Source organism: Citrobacter sp. Marseille-Q6884 (assembly GCF_945906775.1).
GTDB lineage: Bacteria > Pseudomonadota > Gammaproteobacteria > Enterobacterales > Enterobacteriaceae > Citrobacter.
Genome location: NZ_CAMDRE010000001.1, coordinates 927,777 through 948,478 on the forward strand (window position 1 = coordinate 927,777; position 20,702 = coordinate 948,478).

Below are 20,702 nucleotides of genomic sequence, written 5' to 3' on the forward strand. Positions count from 1 at the left end.
TTTCGGCAGGGGGTTCTATGCAGGACAACACATTACAATTAAGCAACAATACAGTAACCGCCGCATCCTTCTCAAAAAAATTACCATTCACTCAATACGACTTTGGCTGGGTATTACTCTGCATCGGCATGGCAATTGGCGCCGGAACGGTGCTGATGCCGGTACAAATTGGTTTGACAGGCATTTGGGTCTTTATTGTCGCCTTTATTATTGCCTATCCAGCAACCTATATTGTGCAGGATATTTATTTAAAAACGTTATCAGAAAGTGAAACCTGTAATGACTACACCGATATCATTAGTCATTATCTTGGAAAAAACTGGGGCGTATTTCTCGGTGTTATTTATTTTCTGATGATTATTCACGGAATATTTATCTATTCCTTGTCGGTGGTTTTTGACAGCGCGTCCTATATCAAAACCTTCGGGCTGACCGATGCCGACCTTTCACAGTCGATCATCTATAAAGTGGCGATTTTTGCCGCACTGGTCGCCATCGCTTCTGGCGGGGAAAAGCTGTTATTCAAAATCTCCGGCCCAATGGTGGTCGTCAAAGTCGGCATCATCGTCGTGTTCGGCTTTGCCATGATTCCCCACTGGAACTTTAGCAATATCAGCGCGTTCCCTCAGGCTTCTGTGTTCTTTCGCGACGTACTGCTGACGATCCCGTTCTGCTTCTTCTCGGCTGTGTTTATTCAGGTGCTGAACCCTATGAACATTGCTTACCGCAAACGGGTGTCAGACAGAGTACTGGCCACACGCATGGCCATTCGAACCCACCGTATTAGTTACATTACGCTGATTGCGGTGATCCTGTTCTTCTCGTTCTCTTTTACCTTTTCGATTAGCCATGAAGAGGCCGTCTCGGCCTTCGAACAGAATATTTCCGCGCTGGCACTGGCAGCGCAGGTTATCCCCGGACAAATTATTCACATCACCTCAACGGTGCTGAATATCTTTGCCGTTCTGACTGCGTTCTTTGGTATTTACCTGGGATTCCATGAAGCCATTAAGGGTATTATTCTTAACGTATTGGGTCGCGTCATTAACGTTGAGAAAATTAACCCCCTCGTGCTGACGCTGGGAATTTGCGCCTTTATCGTGACCACGCTGGTTATTTGGGTGTCGTTCCGCGTATCGGTACTGGTCTTCTTCCAGCTGGGCAGTCCTCTTTACGGTATCGTATCGTGCATTATTCCGTTTTTCCTGATTTATAAAGTCTCACAACTGGAAAAACTGCGCGGACTGAAAACCTGGCTGATCCTGTTGTACGGAATATTGCTGTGTCTGTCACCGCTATTAAAACTGATTGAATAAGCGGTTCTATGCGCCGTCTGCTCCTGGCGGCGCTTAATTCACACCCTCAAGTTGATAGCTGCGGATTTTATTCAACACCGTGGTATGCGACACCCCCAGCGCTTTGGCGATATGCCGCGACGAGACCTTCTCTTCCACCATCTGCTCAATTAACTGACGCTCGGCACACTGCACCTGTTCTTTGAAAGGGCGCTCGCCGTGAACCTGTTGACCCGACGGTAGCGTTGCCATCCCCAGATCTTCCCGGGTGATGACATCCGATTCAGCCATGAGCATCAGGCGTATAATGGTATTTTCCAGTTCACGAACGTTTCCTGGCCAGGAATGATGATGTAAAGCGTCAAAACAGGCTTTATCGAGAATAATGCGTCGCTGAAATTCCTTCGCATATTTCTGCACAAAATGGCGAATCAGCAAGCTGATATCCTGTGGATGATCCCGTAAAGGAGGAATCGTCAGCGAAAGCACGTTGATCCGGTAATACAGATCGGCGCGCAGTAGCCGCTGTTCAACCATTTCTTCCAGATTGGCGTTAGTCGCAACAATAATGCGCACATTCACCGGAATAATTTGTGCGCCCCCCACGCGGCGAATACCGCCATCCTGAAGTACACGCAACAATTTAGCCTGTAAACTCAGCGGCATTTCACCAAATTCATCAAGAAACAGCGTCCCTTTGTCGGCCATTTCAAACAGGCCTTTCTTGCCTTTACAATCTGCGCCGCTAAATGCCCCTTTCTCATAACCAAAGAATTCACTTTCCATTAATGATTCAGGTAGTGCAGAACAGTTCACGGGAATAAACGGATAAAAACGCCGCTGCCCGGAATTATGGATAGCCCGGGCCAGCAACTCTTTGCCGGTGCCGGTTTCACCCCGAATCAAAACGGTATATTTGCTGTCAGCGATGCGTATCGCCTTTTCTATCAATGCCTGCATACCGGGGCTACTGCAGATAATGTCTGAAAAATAGCGCGGACGTACGGCTTGAGGCATCGACAATTCGCTTATCTCTTCACAGAGGTAAGCGACATGAATAATATCAGCACGCTGGCTCAGGCAGGATTGTACGCAGGAAATATCCTGCAATTGACGACACCAGGATTTAATCAGGATCCGTCCGGGCGTCACTTTCATTGAGATGATATTGATATCACAGCAGGAAAACTCCTTCAGGACATCCTCAACCATAGACAGGCGATCAATTGTTTTTATATCCCAGCGTATCGTGACCACATTTGCTCCTGGTAGTTAGCAACTGCGAATTCAGCAATCTGTCTATATTCTAGACGCTGTGGAATAATGTTCTGCCAAAGGACTCACATTGTGGAAGTAAAAACGAAATGTAAAAAAACCGGAGCACAAGGCTCCGGTTATTAGGTCATAACCCACGCTTATTGCTGTGGATTCTCATCCTGGTCAACGGCAAAGCACGCGACCAGCTGACCGCCGTAATCTTTAAGCTGCGGTTGCAACTGCGTACAAGGACCAAAGCGACGACGGCAACGAGCATTGAACGCACAGCCTGGCGGTGGGTTCAGCGGGCTGGGCAGCTCTCCCGTCAGTTTGATACGCTCGCGGCGATCGTCCGGGTTCAGACGCGGCGTCGCGGAGAGCAGCGCCTGCGTGTACGGATGGCGTGGGTTGTTGAATATCTGATCCTTCGTCCCTTTCTCCACGCAGCGGCCGAGATACATCACCATCACTTCATCGGCAATATGTTCCACCACCGATAAATCGTGGGAGATAAAGACGTAGGACAGCCCCATATCCTGCTGCAGATCCATCATCAGGTTCAGTACCTGCGCACGTACGGAGACGTCGAGCGCAGAAACCGGTTCATCGGCAATCACCACATCCGGGTCAAGCATCAGACCACGGGCAATCGCAATACGCTGACGCTGACCGCCTGAGAACATATGCGGATAGCGGTCATAATGCTCGGTTTTCAGACCTACTTTCGCCATCATCGCCAGCGCTTTTTCACGACGCTGCTCTTTGCTGAGCGAGGAGTTGATCAGCAGTGGCTCTTCCAGAATCTGGCCCACTTTTTTACGCGGGTTCAGAGAACCGTACGGGTTCTGGAACACAATCTGAATTTTCTGCCGACGCAGTTTCTGCGCCTGCGGATCGTGCTTCAGCAGATCCTGCCCCTGATAATAGAGCTCACCGCCGGTCGGGACTTCAATCATCGTCAGCAGACGACCCAGCGTCGATTTTCCGCAGCCCGACTCGCCAACCACGGCCAGCGTTTTACCGCGTTCCAGGGTAAAAGAGACACCGTCCAGCGCTTTTACCAGACGCTCCGGGGCAAAAATGCCTTTCTTCACCGGATAGTGTTTTTTCAGGTCAATTGCCTGCAGCAACGGTTGCTGCAAGGTGGCCTCATGCGTACTCATAATCCAGGCCTCCCGGCATCATCAAGTGGGTAGTGGCATTTCGACTGGCGACCGTCGCCCAATACGTTCAGCTCCGGCTCAATACTCCGGCACTTGTCCGTTGCATACGGGCAGCGTGGGTTCAGCAGACAGCCGTTCGGACGATCGTATTTCCCCGGAACCACGCCCGGCAATGAGGCCAGACGCGCTTTATCCTGAGCAAACTCCGGCAGCGCGCGCAGCAACGCCTGGGTGTACGGATGACGCGGCGCGCGGAAAATATCGTGCGCATTTCCTGTCTCAACCACTTGACCGGCATACATCACGATAATTTTGTGTGCCGATTCCGCCACCAGCGCCAGGTCATGCGTGATCAACACTAACGCCATGTTTTCTTTCTGCTGCAGCTCCAGCAGCAGTTCGATGATCTGCGCCTGAATCGTCACGTCCAGCGCCGTTGTCGGTTCATCGGCAATCAATAACTTCGGACGACAAGCAATCGCCATCGCGATCATCACGCGCTGGCTCATCCCACCGGAAAGCTGATGCGGATAGACATCCAGTCGCGACGCAGGGTCGGGAATACCCACCAGCGTCAGCAGGTCGATGGCCCGTTGGATACGGGTTTTCTTATTGCCACCCTGATGCACCTTAATGGCTTCCATAATCTGATAGCCGACGGTATAGCACGGGTTCAGGCTGGTCATCGGGTCCTGGAAGATCATCGCGACTTCCGCACCCACCAACTGGCGGCGCTCTTTCTCCGAAATGCGCTTCAGATCGCGGCCGTTAAACTCCAGCGATTCAGCCATGACGCGACCGGGATAGTCAATCAGCCCCATAATCGCCAGTGAACTCACCGACTTACCGGAGCCGGATTCCCCCACAATGCCAACCACTTCACCCTGGTTCACACTGTAGCTAATGCGGTCTACGGCACGGAATTCGGAGCCAACGTCGCCGAAGTGCACCGATAATTTATCTACATTTAATAACGCCATCTCGAACCTCTTACTGCTTCAGTTTGGGATCGAGCGCGTCACGCAGACCGTCACCCATCAGGTTAAATGCCAGCACCGTGAGCAGGATCGCCAGACCCGGGAAGGTCACGACCCACCAGGCACTTTGCGCAAACTGCAACACGTCGGAGAGCATGGTGCCCCACTCCGGCGTTGGCGGTTGCGCACCCATGCCCAGGAAGCCAAGCGCAGCCATGTCGAGAATGGCGTTAGAGAAGCCGAGCGACGCCTGAACAATCAGCGGCGCAAGACAGTTTGGAAGAATGTTAACGAACATCTGGCGCATCGCACCGGCTCCCGCCACACGGGAAGCGGTAACGTAGTCGCGGTTGACCTCCACCAGCACGGCGGCACGCGTCAGACGGACATAGTGCGGCAATGCCACGAACGTCAATGCCAGCGCGGCGTTACCGATAGACGGGCCAAACACGGCGACCAGTACCAGCGCCAGCAACAGGCTCGGCAGCGCCAACATGATATCGACAATACGCATGATGACGTTATCGACAATCCCGCCGAAATAACCCGCAACCAGCCCGAGTACGACCCCCATCAGCAGGGAAAGCACCACCACCAGACAGCCAACCAGCAGCGACAGGCGCGCACCGTACATCAGACGTGACAGCACATCGCGGCCCACATCATCAGTACCAAACAGGTGCGCCATGGAACCGCCTTCCTGCCAGGCTGGCGGCGCCAGCAGCGTATCGCGGAACTGATCTGCCGGGTTGTACGGCGCCAGTACGTTGGCAAAGACCGCAATCAGGATCATGACAACCACGTATACCAGCCCAACAACCGCACCTTTGTTGCGTTTGAAATAGTGCCAGAACTCCTGCAACGGGGTCATGGGCACCGGAGCAGTAATAACTTTATTTTCAGTAACCTGTGACATGATGGCCCCTTACTTCTTATGCCGAATACGCGGGTTCACCACGCCGTACAGCAGGTCTACCAGCAGGTTGACGAGGATAATCATCGTCGCGACCAGCAGCACCCCACCCTGCACCACCGGGTAATCGCGGCGTTGCAGTGCATCAATCAGCCAGCGTCCCAGACCCGGCCACGAGAAGATGGTTTCGGTCAGAATGGCGCCCGCCAGCAGCGTACCGACCTGCAGGCCGATAACGGTCACAACTGGCAGCATGGCATTGCGCAGCGCATGGATGATGATCACACGCATCCGTGTAAGCCCTTTGGCGCGCGCGGTACGAATGTAATCCTCACCCAACACTTCCAGCATTGATGAACGGGTCATACGCACAATCACCGCCAGTGGAATAGTGCCCAGCACCATCGCAGGCAGGATCATATGAACCACGGCATCAATGAAGTTGCCCTCTTCACCCCAGATAGCCGTGTCGATCAGCATAAATCCAGTTAGCGGATTGGAGTCATCAAGGAACACCATGTCGCTCACCCGCCCGGAAACGGGCGTCAGGTTCCACTGTACGGAAACCAGCATGATCAGCATCATGCCCCACCAGAAAATTGGCATGGAGTAACCGGTCAGCGCCAGGCCAACAGCGGTATGATCGAAAATAGAACCACGCTTGACGGCAGCAAGGACACCGACCGGAATGCCCACTGCGGTAGCAAAAATCATGGCGCAGACGCCCAGTTCCAGCGTCGCTTTAAAGCGAGGCACGAACTCTTCCCACACCGGCAGGCGGCTTTTCAGCGAGATACCTAAATCGCCATGCATAACCCCCCAGATATAGTGGAGGTACTGCTGCCACATCGGTTTATCCAGACCGAGTTCAGCCAGCAGTTGAGCATGACGCTCAGGGGAGATACCACGTTCACCCGCCATGATCATCACCGGATCGCCGGGGATCATATGGACGAAGGCAAAGGTGAGAAGAGTGATACCGATAAACGTGGGGATGACGAGTCCCAAACGTCGGAGAATGAACTGCAACATAACCCGGATTCTCTCTAATGACACACGGCCTGGAACCGTGGGTCTGTATTGCTCACAAATCTTATCTCCCCCTCACGCGAGAGGGAGATAAAGCATTACTGTCAGGTGGCGCGACGGTTGCCCGACTTAACGGTCCGTCACGCTGCCTGGCTTGCTTTTAATTATTCGACAGAAACGTTTTCGAAGTGGTGTTTGCCTAATGGATCAACCACATAGCCTTTGACTTCTTTACGCACTGGCTCGTATACCGTGGAGTGAGCGATGATCAGCGCAGGCGCCTGGTCATGCATAACGACCTGAGCCTGTTTGTACAGCTCAACACGCTTGTTGTGGTCGTCGGTCGCGCGCGCCGGTTGAATCAGATCTTCAAACGGCTTGTAGCACCAGCGAGAATAGTTGGAACCATCTTTCGCCGCAGCACAGCTAAACAGCGTGGCGAAGAAGTTATCCGGATCCCCGTTGTCACCGGTCCAGCCCATCATAACGGCCTGATGTTCACCGGACTTGGCGCGCTTGAGGTACTCGCCCCACTCGTAGGTCACAATCTTGGCCTGAACACCAATCTTCGCCCAGTCAGCCTGGATCATTTCAGCCATACGGCGCGCGTTCGGGTTATACGGACGCTGTACTGGCATTGCCCACAGCTCTACGGTGAAGCCCTTATCCTGACCGGCTTCTTTCAGCAGTGCTTTGGCTTTTTCCGGGTCGTAGGTATAGTCTTTAACGTCATCGTTGTAGCCCCACATGGTCGGTGGGATCAGGTTCTTCGCAGCAACGCCAGCGCCCTGGTAAACGGCTTTGATGATCGCTTCTTTGTTCACCGCGTAGGTCAGCGCCTGACGGACTTTCACGTCATCAAACGGTTTCTTCTCGGTGTTGAAAGAGAGGTAGCCCACGTTCAGACCCGCCTGCTCCATCAAATTGATGTTTTTATCCTGCTTCATGCGTGCGATATCAGCCGGATTCGGGTACGGCATCACCTGGCACTCGTTCTTCTGCAGCTTGGCGTAACGAACAGAAGCATCAGGGGTAATAGAGAAGACCAGACGGTCGATCTGCGGTTTGGTGCCCCAGTAGCCTTCGAAGGCTTTATACAGAATACGAGAATCTTTCTGGTACTGCTGCAGCTGGAACGGACCGGTACCGATTGGGTTCAGATCCACTTTCTCCGGGGAGCCCGCTTTCAGCATGTTGTCAGCGTATTCTTTGGAAAGAATAGAGGCGAAGTCCATGGCCAGATCAGCCAGGAACGGGGCTTCTGGACGCGTCAGCACGAACTGAACGGTTTTATCGTCCACTTTTTTCACTTCAGCGATCAGATCAGGCAGACCCATCCCTTCGAAGTATTCATAGCTGCCGCCAGACACTTTGTGGTACGGGTTCTGGGCATTTTTCTGACGATCAAAGGAGAACACGACGTCATCGGCGTTGAAATCGCGCGTCGGTTTAAATTCTTTGTTGTCCTGCCACTTCACGCCCTGGCGCAGGTGGAAGGTATATGTTTTACCGTCTTCGCTGATTTCCCACTTCTCAGCAAGGCCCGGGATGACTTCCGTTGTACCGGTTTTGAATTCAACCAGGCGGTTATAGATCGGTACAGAGCTGGCGTCATACGTTGTGCCAGAGGTGAAAAGCTGTGGGTTAAAGCCTTCAGGAGATCCTTCTGAACAATAAACCAGAGTTTTAGCCTGTACGCTTGCTGCGACGGTCATGGCCACCAGGCTCAGACCAAGCTTCAGCATCCCTGACTTCTTCAAGGAAATACTCATTCTTCTGCTCCAAATGTGATGTTTGTTGTTTTACCCTTTGCAGTGGGTTTGCACCGCCTGGCCTTTTTTGTTTTTTACCCGGCCGGGTCAGCGTTAAGAGGATGGGGATTCCGTTCACATAAGCGACTGAGTTGCAGTGCGGATTCTCCATGAAATGCCCCTCATGCCCTACAATCTGTCAACAGAATGTGAAAACGTCAATACAGGTGACCGTGATTTACACCAACGGTGAGAATTCACAAACAAAGATTAAAAAAAGTGCAGACGGAGATTTTCAGCAGGGAAATTTGTGCTACGCCTGCTATGCCAGAATAAATATCTTCATATTTCGCAACATTTGGTGATTAACATTTATGCAAATTATGAAAAATTCCTAAATGAACGCTGCATATATGAGCGATTAATATCATGAACGTTAAAACGCACAGCGGATAATGCTGGGTTCAGCCATAAGTAACGCGAAAAAAGATTCAAGCAAATATAAAAAAAGACAATGGAATATGTCACAAAATCGTTAACAGTCAGTGGGAAGTGGTACACAATTTTTGCAGATAGAATGAAGGTGGGTGAACGCAGGATATAGGGCGATGTGTGGGGTGGGTGGCGCTACGCTCGAGTCGAACCTCTGCCCCCCGGAGGTTCTTATCCTCACGGGCTATAATGCAAAAAAACCTGCTCGTTGAGCAGGGTTTTGAATTTGGTCGGTGATAGAGGATTACTCGCCACTACGTGGCTCGCCCTTCGGGCCGTTGCTGACGCAACGTTCTCTCGCTACGCTCGAGTCGAACCTCTGCCCCCGGAGGTTCTCATCCTCGCGGGCTTCGGAAAGCAAAAAGCCCGCTCAAAGAGCGGGCTTTTCTAATTTGGTCGGTGATAGAGGATTCGAACCTCCGACCCCTTCGTCCCGAACGAAGTGCGCTACCAGGCTGCGCCAATCACCGAATGCGGGGCGCATCTTACTGCTCAGGTGCGCGCCCGTCAATCCCTTAGTCTCAAAATGGCATTCGATCGGCCAGAAAGTCAACAGCCCGGTTACTGCGCTGTTGCCTTCTGTGCGTCAGGAACGCGACACCAGTTGTTATTCTCATTAATACCGCCATTAGGCGAGGTATAACCGAGGCAACCTAAGATAGTGTCATACAGTTCAACATGGCGGCGCGGCACCTTCATATCGGCTTCTTGCTTCAGGTGCGCAAACGCCTTCGCATGCTCGGGATCTTCCAGATACTTGTCAGACATCCACACCAGCATCGGGACGCGGAATTGCTCTGGCGGAGCCATTTTACGCGGTGTACCGTGCAAGTGTTCACGCTCGTTTATGGACTCACCGTGGTCAGCAGCATAGAACACAATCGCTTTCTTATCGCGTAGCTGATCGAACACTTTGGTAATAAAGTGATCAACATAGGTCACCGAGTTATCAAACGAGTTAATCATCTCCGCTTTCGAGCAGCCGCTATCAACATTGACACACTCCGGTTTCCACTGGGCGTACTCTCGGGTATAGCGCTGGGTGTAGTTAAAGTGTGACCCTTTGGTATGCAGAATAATCAGATGCTTACCATCATCATTTGGCTTTATAGATTGCTGCATCTCGTTAATCAACAGCATATCGTCTACGTTCTTGCCACGGTTACGCGGCTCTGCGCCAATCTGCTCACGGTAGGCGATGTTCTCCGCCATGGTGTTACTGTAGAACCACATCTCGCTTTGCATCGCGTACAGGTCTGTTTTGAACCCTAACTGAGTGAGCACGGAAAAAACATTTTGTTCTTTCAGCGTACGCTGCGGGTTCTCTTCAGCCCCACCCTCACGGACAAACATGCAGCGCAGCGAAAGTTTTGTCGCCGTATCACATGAGTATCCGCGGAACGCCGCCAGGTTTTTCTCCTGAGCCAGTCTCGGCGTGGTATTTCGCTCGTAGCCAAAAATCCCCATATGATCCCAGCGCGTCGTCTCGCCAATAATAAAGACAACGTAGGTATCATCGAGATTCTTTGGTGCAACGTAGGTGAACTTCTTCGCCGGATTCATCAGCGATTTATTATCTGAAGATTCATCAACCTGCGCCCAGGCATAAAGCCCCAACGCCGAAAGCCAGTTCGAAGGCAGATAAGAGTTCGCCACCACGCCGCCGTAGCTCGGTAAATCAATTCCCGTTTCGCGTTCAACGGTTTTCTGCTGCATGCTGAGCAGGCGAATCGGCACCCACACCATCAAACCGGCCAGGACGACTACCGCCACGCTACGCACTCTCAGACCCGGCGTACGAACCTGCTTTAACAACGTATAACGACAGCGGTTATTCCAGATAAACAGCAGAGGGACTATGCTGACGGAGACCAGCCACGCAATAAAGTGCCAACCGACAACTTCCTTCGATAAATCAATATCGGTGGTCATTACCGAAGCAATAATGCCGTAACCAATCACCACGTTCAGGAAGGTCATGTAATAGCTGGCGCCCGCAGAACAGAGCACCACAAAGCTCGCCAGCACGCGCCAGGCACGCCGACCAAACAAAGACAGAATTCGAAGTAAAAAGAAGGTCACCAGCACAGTGCCAGCTAATTCAACAACCGCAGAAAGTCCTTTCCAGACGGTGAACTCTTGCGCATAGCTACCGAAGCGGCGATAAAAAACAGCGCAGTTCATAAACAGACCGATATAGAGCGCAAGCAAGAAGCTGAGCTTTTGCTGCGTCATCGACTTAATGTATCTCATGCAAACAAACCCTGGAAAGCGGGATAAAAACGCCTGTGCAACGGTCAACCAGACCAGACAGGGAAAAATGCGACAACAGCAGAAATGAAATGTCTACGAGCGCGCGTTAGTAGACCACAGGCGGGGGGAAAAGTGCTTCTGGAGAATGAAAAGAGCGCATATATTTTTGTAAATATATGCGCCAGGTATTAATTAAGCGGCGGTATTAATCAGGCATGCGCTTCGGTGAATACGCTACGCTGCGGCTGACGAATAGTGGTGGACAGCGCCAGAGAGATAATCAACAGGGCGAAGATGACGCAGAAGGTCACATAGAACCCACCAAACAGCGAGGCGATAATGGAACCGCAAATACTGCCAATCCCAAAGCCCAGGTAGATAACACCGTAGTTTTTCGCCAGATTATTCAGGCCGAAGAACTCACTGACCAGTGACGGGAATACCGTAATCGTACCGCCAAAGTTAAACGCGACACAGGCAATCGCCGCAAAAAAGGTCGTGCTATTCAGCGGGGCGAATAACAGTGCCGCCATGCCAACCAGCGAAACGACCTGACCGATGGTGATAACACGAATACGGGAGATTTTGTCAGACAGAATACCCAGTACCAGACGACCTGACAGGTTAGCGATGGAAATAACGGTGACCGCATTTGCCGCCGTCGCCACATCCATATTTGCCAGACTTTGTGCAATATCTTTCGCCACACCAATCACATACAACCCACTCATGCACGCCGTCAGGAACATCACGGCCAGCATCCAGTACTGCGGTTTACGCATGGACTGCGCCAGGGTGTAGTCATTCTCAACCACGCCGTTCACGGCTTTCACTTCCTGATTTGGCGCATCTTTCATCAGCGTAGAACCAAAGACAATCATCACCAGCACAATCGCGCCCCAGATAATAAAAGTCTTTTCCAGTCCCACCGTCGCCAGCAAATGGCTGTCGATAAATTTAAAACCCAGGCTGCCAAGGCCATAAGAGCCGATAGCAAAGGCAGAAATCAGCCCTTTACGCTCAGGGAACCATTTTACGCAGTTGGACAGCGTTAACAGGTAACCCGCACCGTCAGCAAGACCGACCAATACACCTGCGCTCAACCACAGCATGATCAGGCTGTCAGAGTGCGCGGTCAGGAAGAAACCCACACCCAGCAGGATACCGGATGCCATGGTGACGCGTTTTACGCCAAAACGTTCCTGAAGTTTCCCGGCGACGGAAGAAGAAATCGCCAGACCCAGGCTCAGTAAACCAAAGGAAAATGCGACCTGGCTGACAGGCGCATCCAGCTTAGAGGAGAGCGCGCCATTAAACAGACTCCAGGTATAAACAGAACCCAGGGCAAATTGGGTAATGATGGTGCCGATCAGTGTCAGCCAGCGGGTACGCTGATAATCAGTAGTTTTCATGGCAGCCTTCCTGCATAAACAAAATGGGAAATTCTCTGCCAACAACCATACCGAAGTGCGCTTTATACCAGGGGAAAACGGCATGAAATGCCATCAGAACGGAATGAAATGCCTGGAATACGGAATAAATGACGAGACAAAAAGTCAGGATATGAAACTTTCTGACATAAGTTAGCGCACACTATCGCCAGGATACGTGTCGTTCTCGGGAGGAATAAGCAGCCACGTTGTTTGCTGTTTTCGCGCTAAAATTTAGCGCTCACCCCCATGGTGTACATATAGTCGCTATTATTGGTGCTGGTTTCCGCCTGAGAAAGCGCCGCGTACGCCGCCATATGCGGATTGAGCAACATATCAGCCCCCACGGTGACATCCAACCAGGTACCACCGCCCTGACTGACCGCGGTCATACGACTAAGACCCGACTGCGCCTTCCAGATATTCTCGCCAAACTGCTGGTTATAGCTGATTTGCGCCCACGGTCGAACATCACCAAACTGGGAATCGACCCGCCAACCTAAGGTACTGACGCTGGCATGCCACAGCGGATCGGTCAGCGATGTCACGCTGTCGCCAAATTCGTTATAAGCGGATAAGGTCGAGCCGTCGTAATGCAGGGCAGCAACAGGGCCCGTACTCGTTTTAGCGGAGAGCGGAAAATTCCAGCCCATGCTCATCCCGCTGGTCGCATCCAGTGGCGTATCATCGGTCTGATTTAACACGAGACCCGCGACATTCTGCGTGGAACGAATACGCTCTTCCAGAATGTCGTTGTAACGTGGTTGGTGATCGCTGTCCCATGTATAACGTTCCGTCGTATGACCAGGCATGGCATCAACGATATATTCTTGTTGCCAGGCATATGCTGTATGGGTAGACAACGCACAAACTACGGCACTCACCAGAAGGCAAAACCTCTGGCGACCACTACTGTTTCTTATAATCATCAACGCGACTCCAGAAAAGAGCCGAATTCGGCGATATTATTGTCATTGTGTGAAGGATATCGGGCACATAACGCCCTGTATTAAATATTGTCCTTTTAGCGGGCGCGTCAAGGCGGGCCGAATGAAATTTTTACGCGAGTAAAAACAGCGAGGAAGAATATGCAGCGTTGCGGCTGGGTCAGTCAGGATCCACTTTACATTGCCTATCATGACAAGGAATGGGGCGTCCCTGAAACCGATGGCAAAAAGCTGTTCGAGATGATCTGCCTTGAAGGTCAGCAGGCGGGATTATCATGGATAACCGTGCTGAAGAAACGAGAAAATTATCGCCACGCTTTCCACCACTTCGATCCTGTTGCCGTGGCGGCAATGACCGAAGACGATGTTGAGAGACTGGTGTTGGATGCGGGCATCATTCGCCATCGCGGAAAAATTCAGGCCATCATCGGCAACGCCCGTGCATATCTGGCCATGGAGCAAAGCGGCGAGCCGTTTAACGAATTCGTCTGGTCGTTTGTTGATAACAAACCGCAGGTCACGCAAGCCGCCACCCTGGGCGAGATCCCCACCTCCACCCCGGCGTCAGACGCGCTTTCTAAAGCATTAAAAAAACGCGGATTTAAGTTTGTCGGTACCACCATCTGTTACTCCTTTATGCAGGCATGCGGTCTGGTCAACGACCATGTCACCGGCTGTATTTGCTACCCGGGGGATCAACATGATTCGCGAATCAACGGTTGACGATCTGGCGCCCATTCTGGCGTTATGGATGGAAAGCACTATTTACGCCCACCCGTTTATTGAAGAACGCTACTGGCGGGAAAGTGAATCCATTGTACGTGACGTCTACTTACCCGCAGCACAAACCTGGGTGTGGGAAGAGAAAGGCGTACTGAAAGGCTTTGCCAGTGTGATGGATACGCAATTTTTGGGGGCGTTGTTTGTTGAACCGGGCGCCATCAGACGTGGGATTGGCAAAGCGCTGGTGCAGTATGTCCAGCAGCGCTTTTCGTTACTCAGTCTGGAGGTCTACCAGAAGAATCAATCTGCGGTGAATTTCTACCATGCGCTGGGCTTTAGAATTGAAGACAGCGCATGGCAGGAAGAGACGCAACACCCGACGTGGATTATGAGCTGGCAGGCGGGTCAAACGCCGTAAGCGCAAGCATCGGCCCCGTGTATTTCTCCAGCCACACCAGCGCAGTGTTACCTGCACAGCCATTCCCCAGCTTTGAACTGGGGAGGTCTTTGGTCAGCACATTCACTGCGCCATTTTTACAAATACCGTCTGCCGAAAGGTCCAAATCAGGCCAGGCCCCCTCATGAATACAGATGACGCCAGGTTTGATCGCGTCCGTCACAACCGCCCCCGCCAGAACGTGCCCGCGATGATTCCACACCCTGACCGTGTCGCCATCCGCAATACCCCGCGCCTGCGCATCCTGGGGGTGAAGGGTTACCGGTTCACGATCGGCCACCGCATACTGCTCGCGGAGTATGCTGTAATTCAGTTGGCTGTGCAGACGATGCGCCGGATGGGCTGAAAGCAACTGCAACTGGTCGGGTTCGGCGTTGCCAAACCACTCATCAGGCTCCAGCCACATCGGGTGTCCCGGACAATCTGCATAGCCATAACGGGCAATCTTCTGCGAGTAAATTTCAATTTTTCCGCTGTCGGTTTTCAACGGATGCGCTTGTGGGTCGCGGCGAAAATCGGCAAAGCGGATGAACTGCGCACTGGCTGGGTTTTCCGGCATTTCGATGAGCTTATTCGCCTGCCAGAATTCAGCGAATGGCGGCAATGTCACCTTCTGACTGGCGCCGCGCTGCCCGGCGAGCGTGTAAAAGGTCTCCAGCCACTCCAGCTCGCTTTTGCCTTCGGTGAACCGTTCATAACCGCCCGGCTCCCAACGTTCGCTGAGCTCGGCAAAAACATCAAAATCGTTTCGCGCTTCATCACGCGGCGTAACGACCTGCTTCATCGGCACCAGATGCTGATTACTGTAATCTCCGGTCATGGTTAAATCGTTGCGCTCAAACGAGGTTGTCGCCGGTAACACAATATCGGCATGCTTCGCCGCAGCGGTCCAGAAGCACTCCGAAATCACCACCAGTTCTGGTTTTTGCCAGGCGCGGATCAGACGATTCGTGTCCTGGTGATGGGTGAAGTTTGCCCCGCCAGCCCACCAGATAAAGCGGATATCAGGGAAATGGCGGTCCATACCATTGTGCTGATAGAAACCGCCCGGGTTTTCCAGCGCTTCAACAATCCGCGCCACCGGAATTTTATCTACCGCATCAATGCCGCCTTTTATGCTCCCTTGCATCGAAGCCAGTACGGCGGCGCGGCGCGTCGGATTCCCGCCGTTAGCAAAATGATATGAGAGGCCAAAGCCGCCGCCAGGCGTACCAATCTGGCCGAGCATGGCGGCAAGCGTGACGATCATCCAGTGTTTTTGCTCGCCAAACTGCTGGCGTTGCATGCCCCATCCCGCCATCAGCATGGTGGTATTTTGGTGAAATATTTCCGCCAGTTCGCCTATTTTTGCTGCCGGAATGCCACAAATTTCAGCGGCCCAAGCAGCTGTTTTCGCCACGCCGTCGGATTTCCCGAGCAAATAGTCCGCAAACCGGTCATAACCGGTCGTGCAACGTGCGAGAAACGCCTCATCCTGCCAGCCGTTTTCCACCAGCGTGTGCGCAATACCCAGCATCAGCGCGACATCGGTCCCCATATGCGGGGCTATCCATTCCATCTTATCGCCAAAGAAAGCCACGCTTTCCGATCGCATCGGATCGATACAGATCAGTCGCTTGCCGCTGTTTCGCAATGCTTCAAAGTACGCCAGCCCCTGTTCGTCAGAGGCATTCCAGGCAATCTTCAGGGTGTTGAGCGGGTTCGCGCTCCATAGCACCACCACATCGCTGTGTTCCAGAACCACAGGCCAGCTGGTTTGTTGCTGATAGACTTCGTTACCGCCGACAACGTACGGCATGATGGCCTGCGCAGCCCCGGTGGAGTAATCCCCCAGATGACCGGTATATCCACCCGCCAGCGCCATATAACGCTGCAGTAGCGTTGCGGCTTTATGTAACACACCGTTTGAACGCCAACCGTACGAACCCGCAAAAATCGAAGCCGGTCCGTAGCTATCGCGAATACGTTTATGCTGCGTATGAATCAGTTTCAGCGCGTCATCCCAGCTGACGCGGACAAATTCATCCTGCCCACGCACACCCTGCGGAGCTTCCGGTGAGGCGAGAAAACCTTTGCGTACCATCGGGAAACGCACCCGCGTCTTGCTGTGGACCTGGTCGCGCACAACGGTTTGCAATGAGTTGGGATGAGCAGTGGGAAGCGCCCCACGAGAGGAAAAAACGGTTTCGCCATCGGTCTCGACGAGTATCGGTCCCCAGTGTGCGGCGGTTAATACCGGGTAATGTGCGGGTGAATTAGCCAAGATGGCACTCCTGAATGCGATGTGACGGCTTATTTTTTATGCCGTTCAATGTTACTTACAAATTTCAGAGTCTTCCCTGGAATTTTCTTCATGTTCACACGTCATAATCAACCGCCACGGTCGCTGTGGTAAAGAATAAAAAAGTCATTAAGGAATTAAGATGAAGAAACGTGTATTTGTGATTGCTGCCATCGTGAGCGGGGCCCTGGCGGTTTCTGGCTGCACAACAAACCCTTACACCGGTGAACGCGAAGCGGGTAAATCCGGCATGGGCGCGGGCATTGGTTCCCTTGTCGGCGCAGGTATTGGCGCGCTCTCTTCGTCGAAGAAAGATCGCGGTAAAGGTGCGCTGATTGGCGCAGCAGCAGGCGCTGCCGTTGGCGGCGGCATCGGTTATTACATGGATGTGCAGGAAGCAAAACTGCGCGAAAAAATGCAGGGAACTGGCGTGAGCGTGACGCGCAGCGGCGATAACATCATTTTGAATATGCCCAATAACGTCACCTTCGACAGCAGCAGCGCCAACCTGAAACCCGCAGGGGCAAACACCCTGACAGGCGTGGCTATGGTACTGAAAGAGTACAATAAAACCGCCGTGAACGTGCTGGGCTTCACCGACAGCACCGGCAGCCAGGATCTGAATATGCGTCTGTCTCAGCAGCGTGCAGACTCGGTTGCCAGCGCGCTGATCACCCAGGGTGTGGAAGCTAACCGTATTCGCACTCGCGGTATGGGTCCGGCGAATCCTATCGCCAGCAACAGCACTGCCGAAGGTAAAGCGCAGAACCGCCGCGTAGAGATCACGCTAAGCCCAATCCAGTAATCGGTTTGTGCCGGGTGGCAGCCTTGCTTCACCCGGCATGAAGCGCTTGCCATCGGTGATTTTCGCGTTAAGGTGTTCACACCAAAACCAGGGAAATCAGCGATGAGCAAATCAACAAGGGCAACCATCAGCGATGTGGCAAAGGCCGCTAAAACGGGTAAGACCAGCATTTCACGCTACCTCAACGGTGAAAAGCATCTGTTATCCGACGCGCTGCTGGCGCGTATTGAAAAAGCCATCGCCGATCTCGACTATCGTCCCAGCCTGATGGCGCGAGGCCTGAAGCGTGGCCGCACCCGCCTGATCGGCCTGATTATCGCTGACATTACCAACCCCTACTCCGTTAACGTACTGAGCGGTATCGAAGCCGCTTGCCGCGATAAAGGCTTTACCCCGCTGGTTTGTAACACCAATAACGAAGTGGATCAGGAGCTGCATTATCTCGACCTGCTGCGCAGTTATCAGGTTGAAGGGATTGTGGTGAATGCCGTCGGCATGCGCGAAGACGGATTAAACCGTCTGCAGCAGTCCGCGCTCCCCATGGTGCTTATTGACCGTAAAATCCCGGATTTCGACTGCGATATGGTCGGGCTGGATAACACCCAGGCGGCAACGGTCGCCACTGAACACCTGATTGAACAAGGTTTTGAAGCCATTCTGTTTCTCAGCGAGCCGTTGGGGATGGTCAATACCCGCCGCGAGCGTTTGAGTGCTTTTCGCGCGACGCTCGCGCAATATCCCGGTGTTATCGCGGAAAATGCCGAACTGTCGCTGGCAGAAAATACACAGCTGGATGACACCCTGCGTCAGTTTCACCAACAGCACCGGGGGATGCGTAAAGCCGTTATCTCTGCCAACGGCGCCCTCACGCTGCAAGTTGCCCGCGCGCTCAAGCGTATCGGTCTTCACTGGGGCAGCGACATCGGCCTGCTCGGTTTTGACGAACTGGAATGGGCCGAGCTGGCTGGAGTGGGGATCACCACCCTCAAACAACCAACCTGGCAGATTGGTTATACCGCCGTTGAACAGGTTGTACGCCGGATCGAGGGCGATTCTGACGCCATTCAGGAACAGGTTTTCTCCGGCGAACTGATCGTTCGCGGCTCCACCGCCCGCTAAATTTCCTTCGTGATGGTGATCATAAATTCGGCATCATGCGCTTTTCTTTGGAACCGGTTCCATCTAGCGTTATAGCAAGAACGATAGTTTTGGAGTTTCCATGAACAGAAAAATTATGGTGGTCACCGCCGCATATGGTTATGACGCAGTGCGCGCCGCAGGTGGGCAAACGGCTATGTTGCCTATCATTGCTGAAGCCGGTGCAGACGGTGTCGAAATTCGCCGGGAAATGTTGACGGAGGCCGAGCTCAACACGTTACCAACCCTGGCCGATGCCATTGAAATTTTTGGTCTGCTGGCCTGCTATTCCGCGCCGGAGCCGCTGTTTCTGCAAGATAGCAGCCTCAACCCTCTCCTTCCTGAACTGCTTCACGAGGCACAGGCTTTACAGGCCTTGTGGTTAAAAGTCTCCCTCGGCCATTTTACCCACACCGATCAGTTCGACACGTTGCGCGGCTGGCTCGACAACAGTGGTATGGAGCTGGTAGTTGAGAACGATCAAACGCCCTGCGGGCGGCTTCAACCGATGCAACGCTTCGTTGATGCCTGTCAGGCGCTGAATCTACCGGTCCCCCTGACTTTCGATATGGGCAACTGGCTGTGGGCAGGCGACGTCCCTGAAGACGCCGCACAGCATTTGGCCTCTGCCGTGGGATACATCCATGTGAAAGCCGCCATCCCCCATCACGACAACTACCGCGCCGTGCCGCCAGATGAGGCAGAACCACGCTGGCTCGCACTGTTAAACAGACTGCCCGCAGAAGTACCACGCGGCATCGAATTTCCCCTGGAAGGGCAAGATTTGACGGCAGTGACCCGTCACTACGTCGATCTGTTACGTGAGGAGTAAGGTATGAATAATTCTCTGGATGTCGTCACCATTGGCGAAGCGATGGCGATGTTTGTCGCCACACAAACCGGCGATCTGGCAGAGGTAGAGCCGTTTATCAAACGTGTGGCGGGCGCTGAACTCAATGTTGCTACCGGCCTTGCGCGCCTGGGCCTGAAAGTGGGTTGGGTGAGCCGCGTGGGCAACGACAGTTTTGGTCGTTTTATTCTGAAGTCGCTGGCGAAAGAAGGGATTGATGCGCAGGGAGTCACCCTGGACGGGCGTTACGCTACGGGTTTTCAGCTCAAATCTAAAACCGAAAATGGAACCGATCCCATTGTGGAGTATTTCCGTAAAGGTTCCGCGGCAAGCCATCTCGGCATTGATGATTTCCACAACACGTACTTCTCCAGTGCGCGCCATCTGCACCTGAGCGGCGTCGCGGCAGCGCTTTCGTCCAGCTCCTATGAACTGCTGGCTCATGCTGCCCGCACCCTGAAAGCACAGGGCAAGACAATCTCTTTCGACCCGAACCTGCGCCCGGTGCTGTGGAACAGCGAAGCGGAAATGGTTGAGAAACTCAACCGGCTGGCATTCCAGGCTGACTGGGTTCTCCCGGGATTAAAAGAAGGCATGATTTTAACCGGGCAGCAGACACCTGAAGGTATCGCAGACTTTTACCTCCGCCACGGCGTAAAAGCCGTGATTATCAAAACCGGAGCCGATGGCGCCTGGTATCAAACCGCTAACGGCGAACACGGAAACGTCGCACCGGTGAAAGTGGACAACGTGGTCGATACGGTCGGCGCAGGGGATGGCTTTGCCGTGGGCGTCATCAGCGCCCTTCTGGAGGGACGCACGATGCATCAGGCCGTAATCCGAGGCAACAAAATAGGCGCACTGGCCATTCAGGTTCAGGGCGACAGCGAAGGATTACCCACACGTGAACAATTAGGGGATTAACCCCCCAGGCCAATTCTG

At 53.0% G+C, this 20,702-nt stretch carries 18 protein-coding genes, 1 tRNA gene and 1 other RNA gene; 7 read left to right on the plus strand and 13 right to left on the minus strand.

Annotated features, from left to right (window positions below):
- Positions 1-17 precede the first annotated feature (17 nt).
- Positions 18-1,316, plus strand: coding sequence for an amino acid permease (locus N7268_RS04455; RefSeq protein ID WP_260861915.1), 1,299 nt, complete (start codon positions 18-20; stop codon positions 1,314-1,316).
- A 33-nt stretch (positions 1,317-1,349) separates the two neighbouring features.
- Here N7268_RS04455 and N7268_RS04460 read toward each other — a convergent pair whose 3' ends face one another.
- The 12 genes from N7268_RS04460 to N7268_RS04515 all read right to left on the minus strand — a co-directional run bounded on the left by N7268_RS04460 (position 1,350) and on the right by N7268_RS04515 (position 13,489).
- Positions 1,350-2,552 carry a sigma-54 interaction domain-containing protein gene (locus N7268_RS04460; protein ID WP_260861916.1) on the minus strand — a complete coding sequence of 401 codons (1,203 nt, stop codon included), beginning with the start codon at positions 2,550-2,552 and terminating at the stop codon, positions 1,350-1,352.
- 158 nt (positions 2,553-2,710) lie between these two features.
- Positions 2,711-3,715: a dipeptide ABC transporter ATP-binding subunit DppF gene (gene dppF, locus N7268_RS04465; protein ID WP_198906992.1), complete on the minus strand. Its 1,005-nt coding sequence runs from the start codon at positions 3,713-3,715 to the stop codon at positions 2,711-2,713.
- Complete coding sequence (dppD, locus tag N7268_RS04470; protein ID WP_260861917.1) at positions 3,712-4,695, minus strand: dipeptide ABC transporter ATP-binding protein; 984 nt, start codon at positions 4,693-4,695, stop codon at positions 3,712-3,714. Before dppD ends, dppF begins: the two co-directional genes overlap by 4 nt.
- A gap of 10 nt (positions 4,696-4,705) precedes the next feature.
- On the minus strand, positions 4,706-5,608 hold the full coding sequence (gene dppC, locus N7268_RS04475; protein WP_198906990.1) for a dipeptide ABC transporter permease DppC: 903 nt from the start codon (positions 5,606-5,608) through the stop codon (positions 4,706-4,708).
- Between the two features lie 9 nt (positions 5,609-5,617).
- Entirely contained in the window at positions 5,618-6,637 is a 1,020-nt protein-coding gene (gene dppB, locus N7268_RS04480; protein WP_045448668.1) for a dipeptide ABC transporter permease DppB, read from the minus strand.
- A 161-nt stretch (positions 6,638-6,798) separates the two neighbouring features.
- A complete protein-coding gene (dppA, locus tag N7268_RS04485; protein WP_198906988.1) occupies positions 6,799-8,406 on the minus strand; it encodes a dipeptide ABC transporter periplasmic-binding protein DppA in 1,608 nt (535 codons plus the stop codon).
- Positions 8,321-8,557 carry a hypothetical protein gene (locus N7268_RS04490; protein WP_198907146.1) on the minus strand — a complete coding sequence of 79 codons (237 nt, stop codon included), beginning with the start codon at positions 8,555-8,557 and terminating at the stop codon, positions 8,321-8,323. Before N7268_RS04490 ends, dppA begins: the two co-directional genes overlap by 86 nt.
- A 547-nt stretch (positions 8,558-9,104) precedes the next feature.
- Positions 9,105-9,236: non-coding RNA, RtT sRNA (locus N7268_RS04495), on the minus strand.
- A 34-nt stretch (positions 9,237-9,270) separates the two neighbouring features.
- Positions 9,271-9,347 (minus strand) — tRNA-Pro (locus N7268_RS04500).
- 91 nt (positions 9,348-9,438) lie between these two features.
- Positions 9,439-11,130, minus strand: coding sequence for a kdo(2)-lipid A phosphoethanolamine 7''-transferase (gene eptB, locus N7268_RS04505; protein ID WP_260861918.1), 1,692 nt, complete (start codon positions 11,128-11,130; stop codon positions 9,439-9,441).
- Positions 11,131-11,339: 209 nt separating this feature from the next.
- Positions 11,340-12,542 carry an MFS transporter gene (locus N7268_RS04510; protein WP_198906986.1) on the minus strand — a complete coding sequence of 401 codons (1,203 nt, stop codon included), beginning with the start codon at positions 12,540-12,542 and terminating at the stop codon, positions 11,340-11,342.
- A gap of 245 nt (positions 12,543-12,787) precedes the next feature.
- On the minus strand, positions 12,788-13,489 hold the full coding sequence (locus N7268_RS04515) for an autotransporter outer membrane beta-barrel domain-containing protein (protein WP_260861919.1): 702 nt from the start codon (positions 13,487-13,489) through the stop codon (positions 12,788-12,790).
- Positions 13,490-13,648: 159 nt separating this feature from the next.
- Here N7268_RS04515 and tag point away from each other — a divergent pair, with 159 nt between their 5' ends.
- Both tag and N7268_RS04525 read left to right on the plus strand, forming a co-directional pair.
- Entirely contained in the window at positions 13,649-14,230 is a 582-nt protein-coding gene (gene tag, locus N7268_RS04520) for a DNA-3-methyladenine glycosylase I (RefSeq protein WP_260861920.1), read from the plus strand.
- A complete protein-coding gene (locus N7268_RS04525) occupies positions 14,208-14,648 on the plus strand; it encodes an N-acetyltransferase (protein WP_260861921.1) in 441 nt (146 codons plus the stop codon). Before tag ends, N7268_RS04525 begins: the two co-directional genes overlap by 23 nt.
- Here N7268_RS04525 and N7268_RS04530 read toward each other — a convergent pair.
- Positions 14,617-16,950 (minus strand): molybdopterin guanine dinucleotide-containing S/N-oxide reductase, encoded by a 2,334-nt coding sequence (locus N7268_RS04530; protein ID WP_260861922.1) that lies wholly within the window; start codon positions 16,948-16,950, stop codon positions 14,617-14,619. The two genes, N7268_RS04525 and N7268_RS04530, sit on opposite strands and share 32 nt — an antisense overlap.
- A gap of 160 nt (positions 16,951-17,110) precedes the next feature.
- On the opposite strand from N7268_RS04530, the gene N7268_RS04535 reads away from it, so the two are divergent.
- From N7268_RS04535 to N7268_RS04550, 4 genes are all read left to right on the plus strand, one after another.
- Positions 17,111-17,773, plus strand: coding sequence for an OmpA family lipoprotein (locus N7268_RS04535; RefSeq protein ID WP_045448680.1), 663 nt, complete (start codon positions 17,111-17,113; stop codon positions 17,771-17,773).
- A 102-nt stretch (positions 17,774-17,875) separates the two neighbouring features.
- The gene (locus N7268_RS04540) at positions 17,876-18,892 is read left to right on the plus strand and encodes a LacI family DNA-binding transcriptional regulator (protein ID WP_260861923.1); all 1,017 of its coding nucleotides are present in this window, start codon (positions 17,876-17,878) and stop codon (positions 18,890-18,892) included.
- 100 nt (positions 18,893-18,992) lie between these two features.
- The gene (locus tag N7268_RS04545; protein WP_260861924.1) at positions 18,993-19,742 is read left to right on the plus strand and encodes a sugar phosphate isomerase/epimerase family protein; all 750 of its coding nucleotides are present in this window, start codon (positions 18,993-18,995) and stop codon (positions 19,740-19,742) included.
- 3 nt (positions 19,743-19,745) lie between these two features.
- A complete protein-coding gene (locus N7268_RS04550) occupies positions 19,746-20,684 on the plus strand; it encodes a sugar kinase (protein ID WP_260861925.1) in 939 nt (312 codons plus the stop codon).
- The last annotated feature ends 18 nt before the right edge of the window (positions 20,685-20,702 follow it).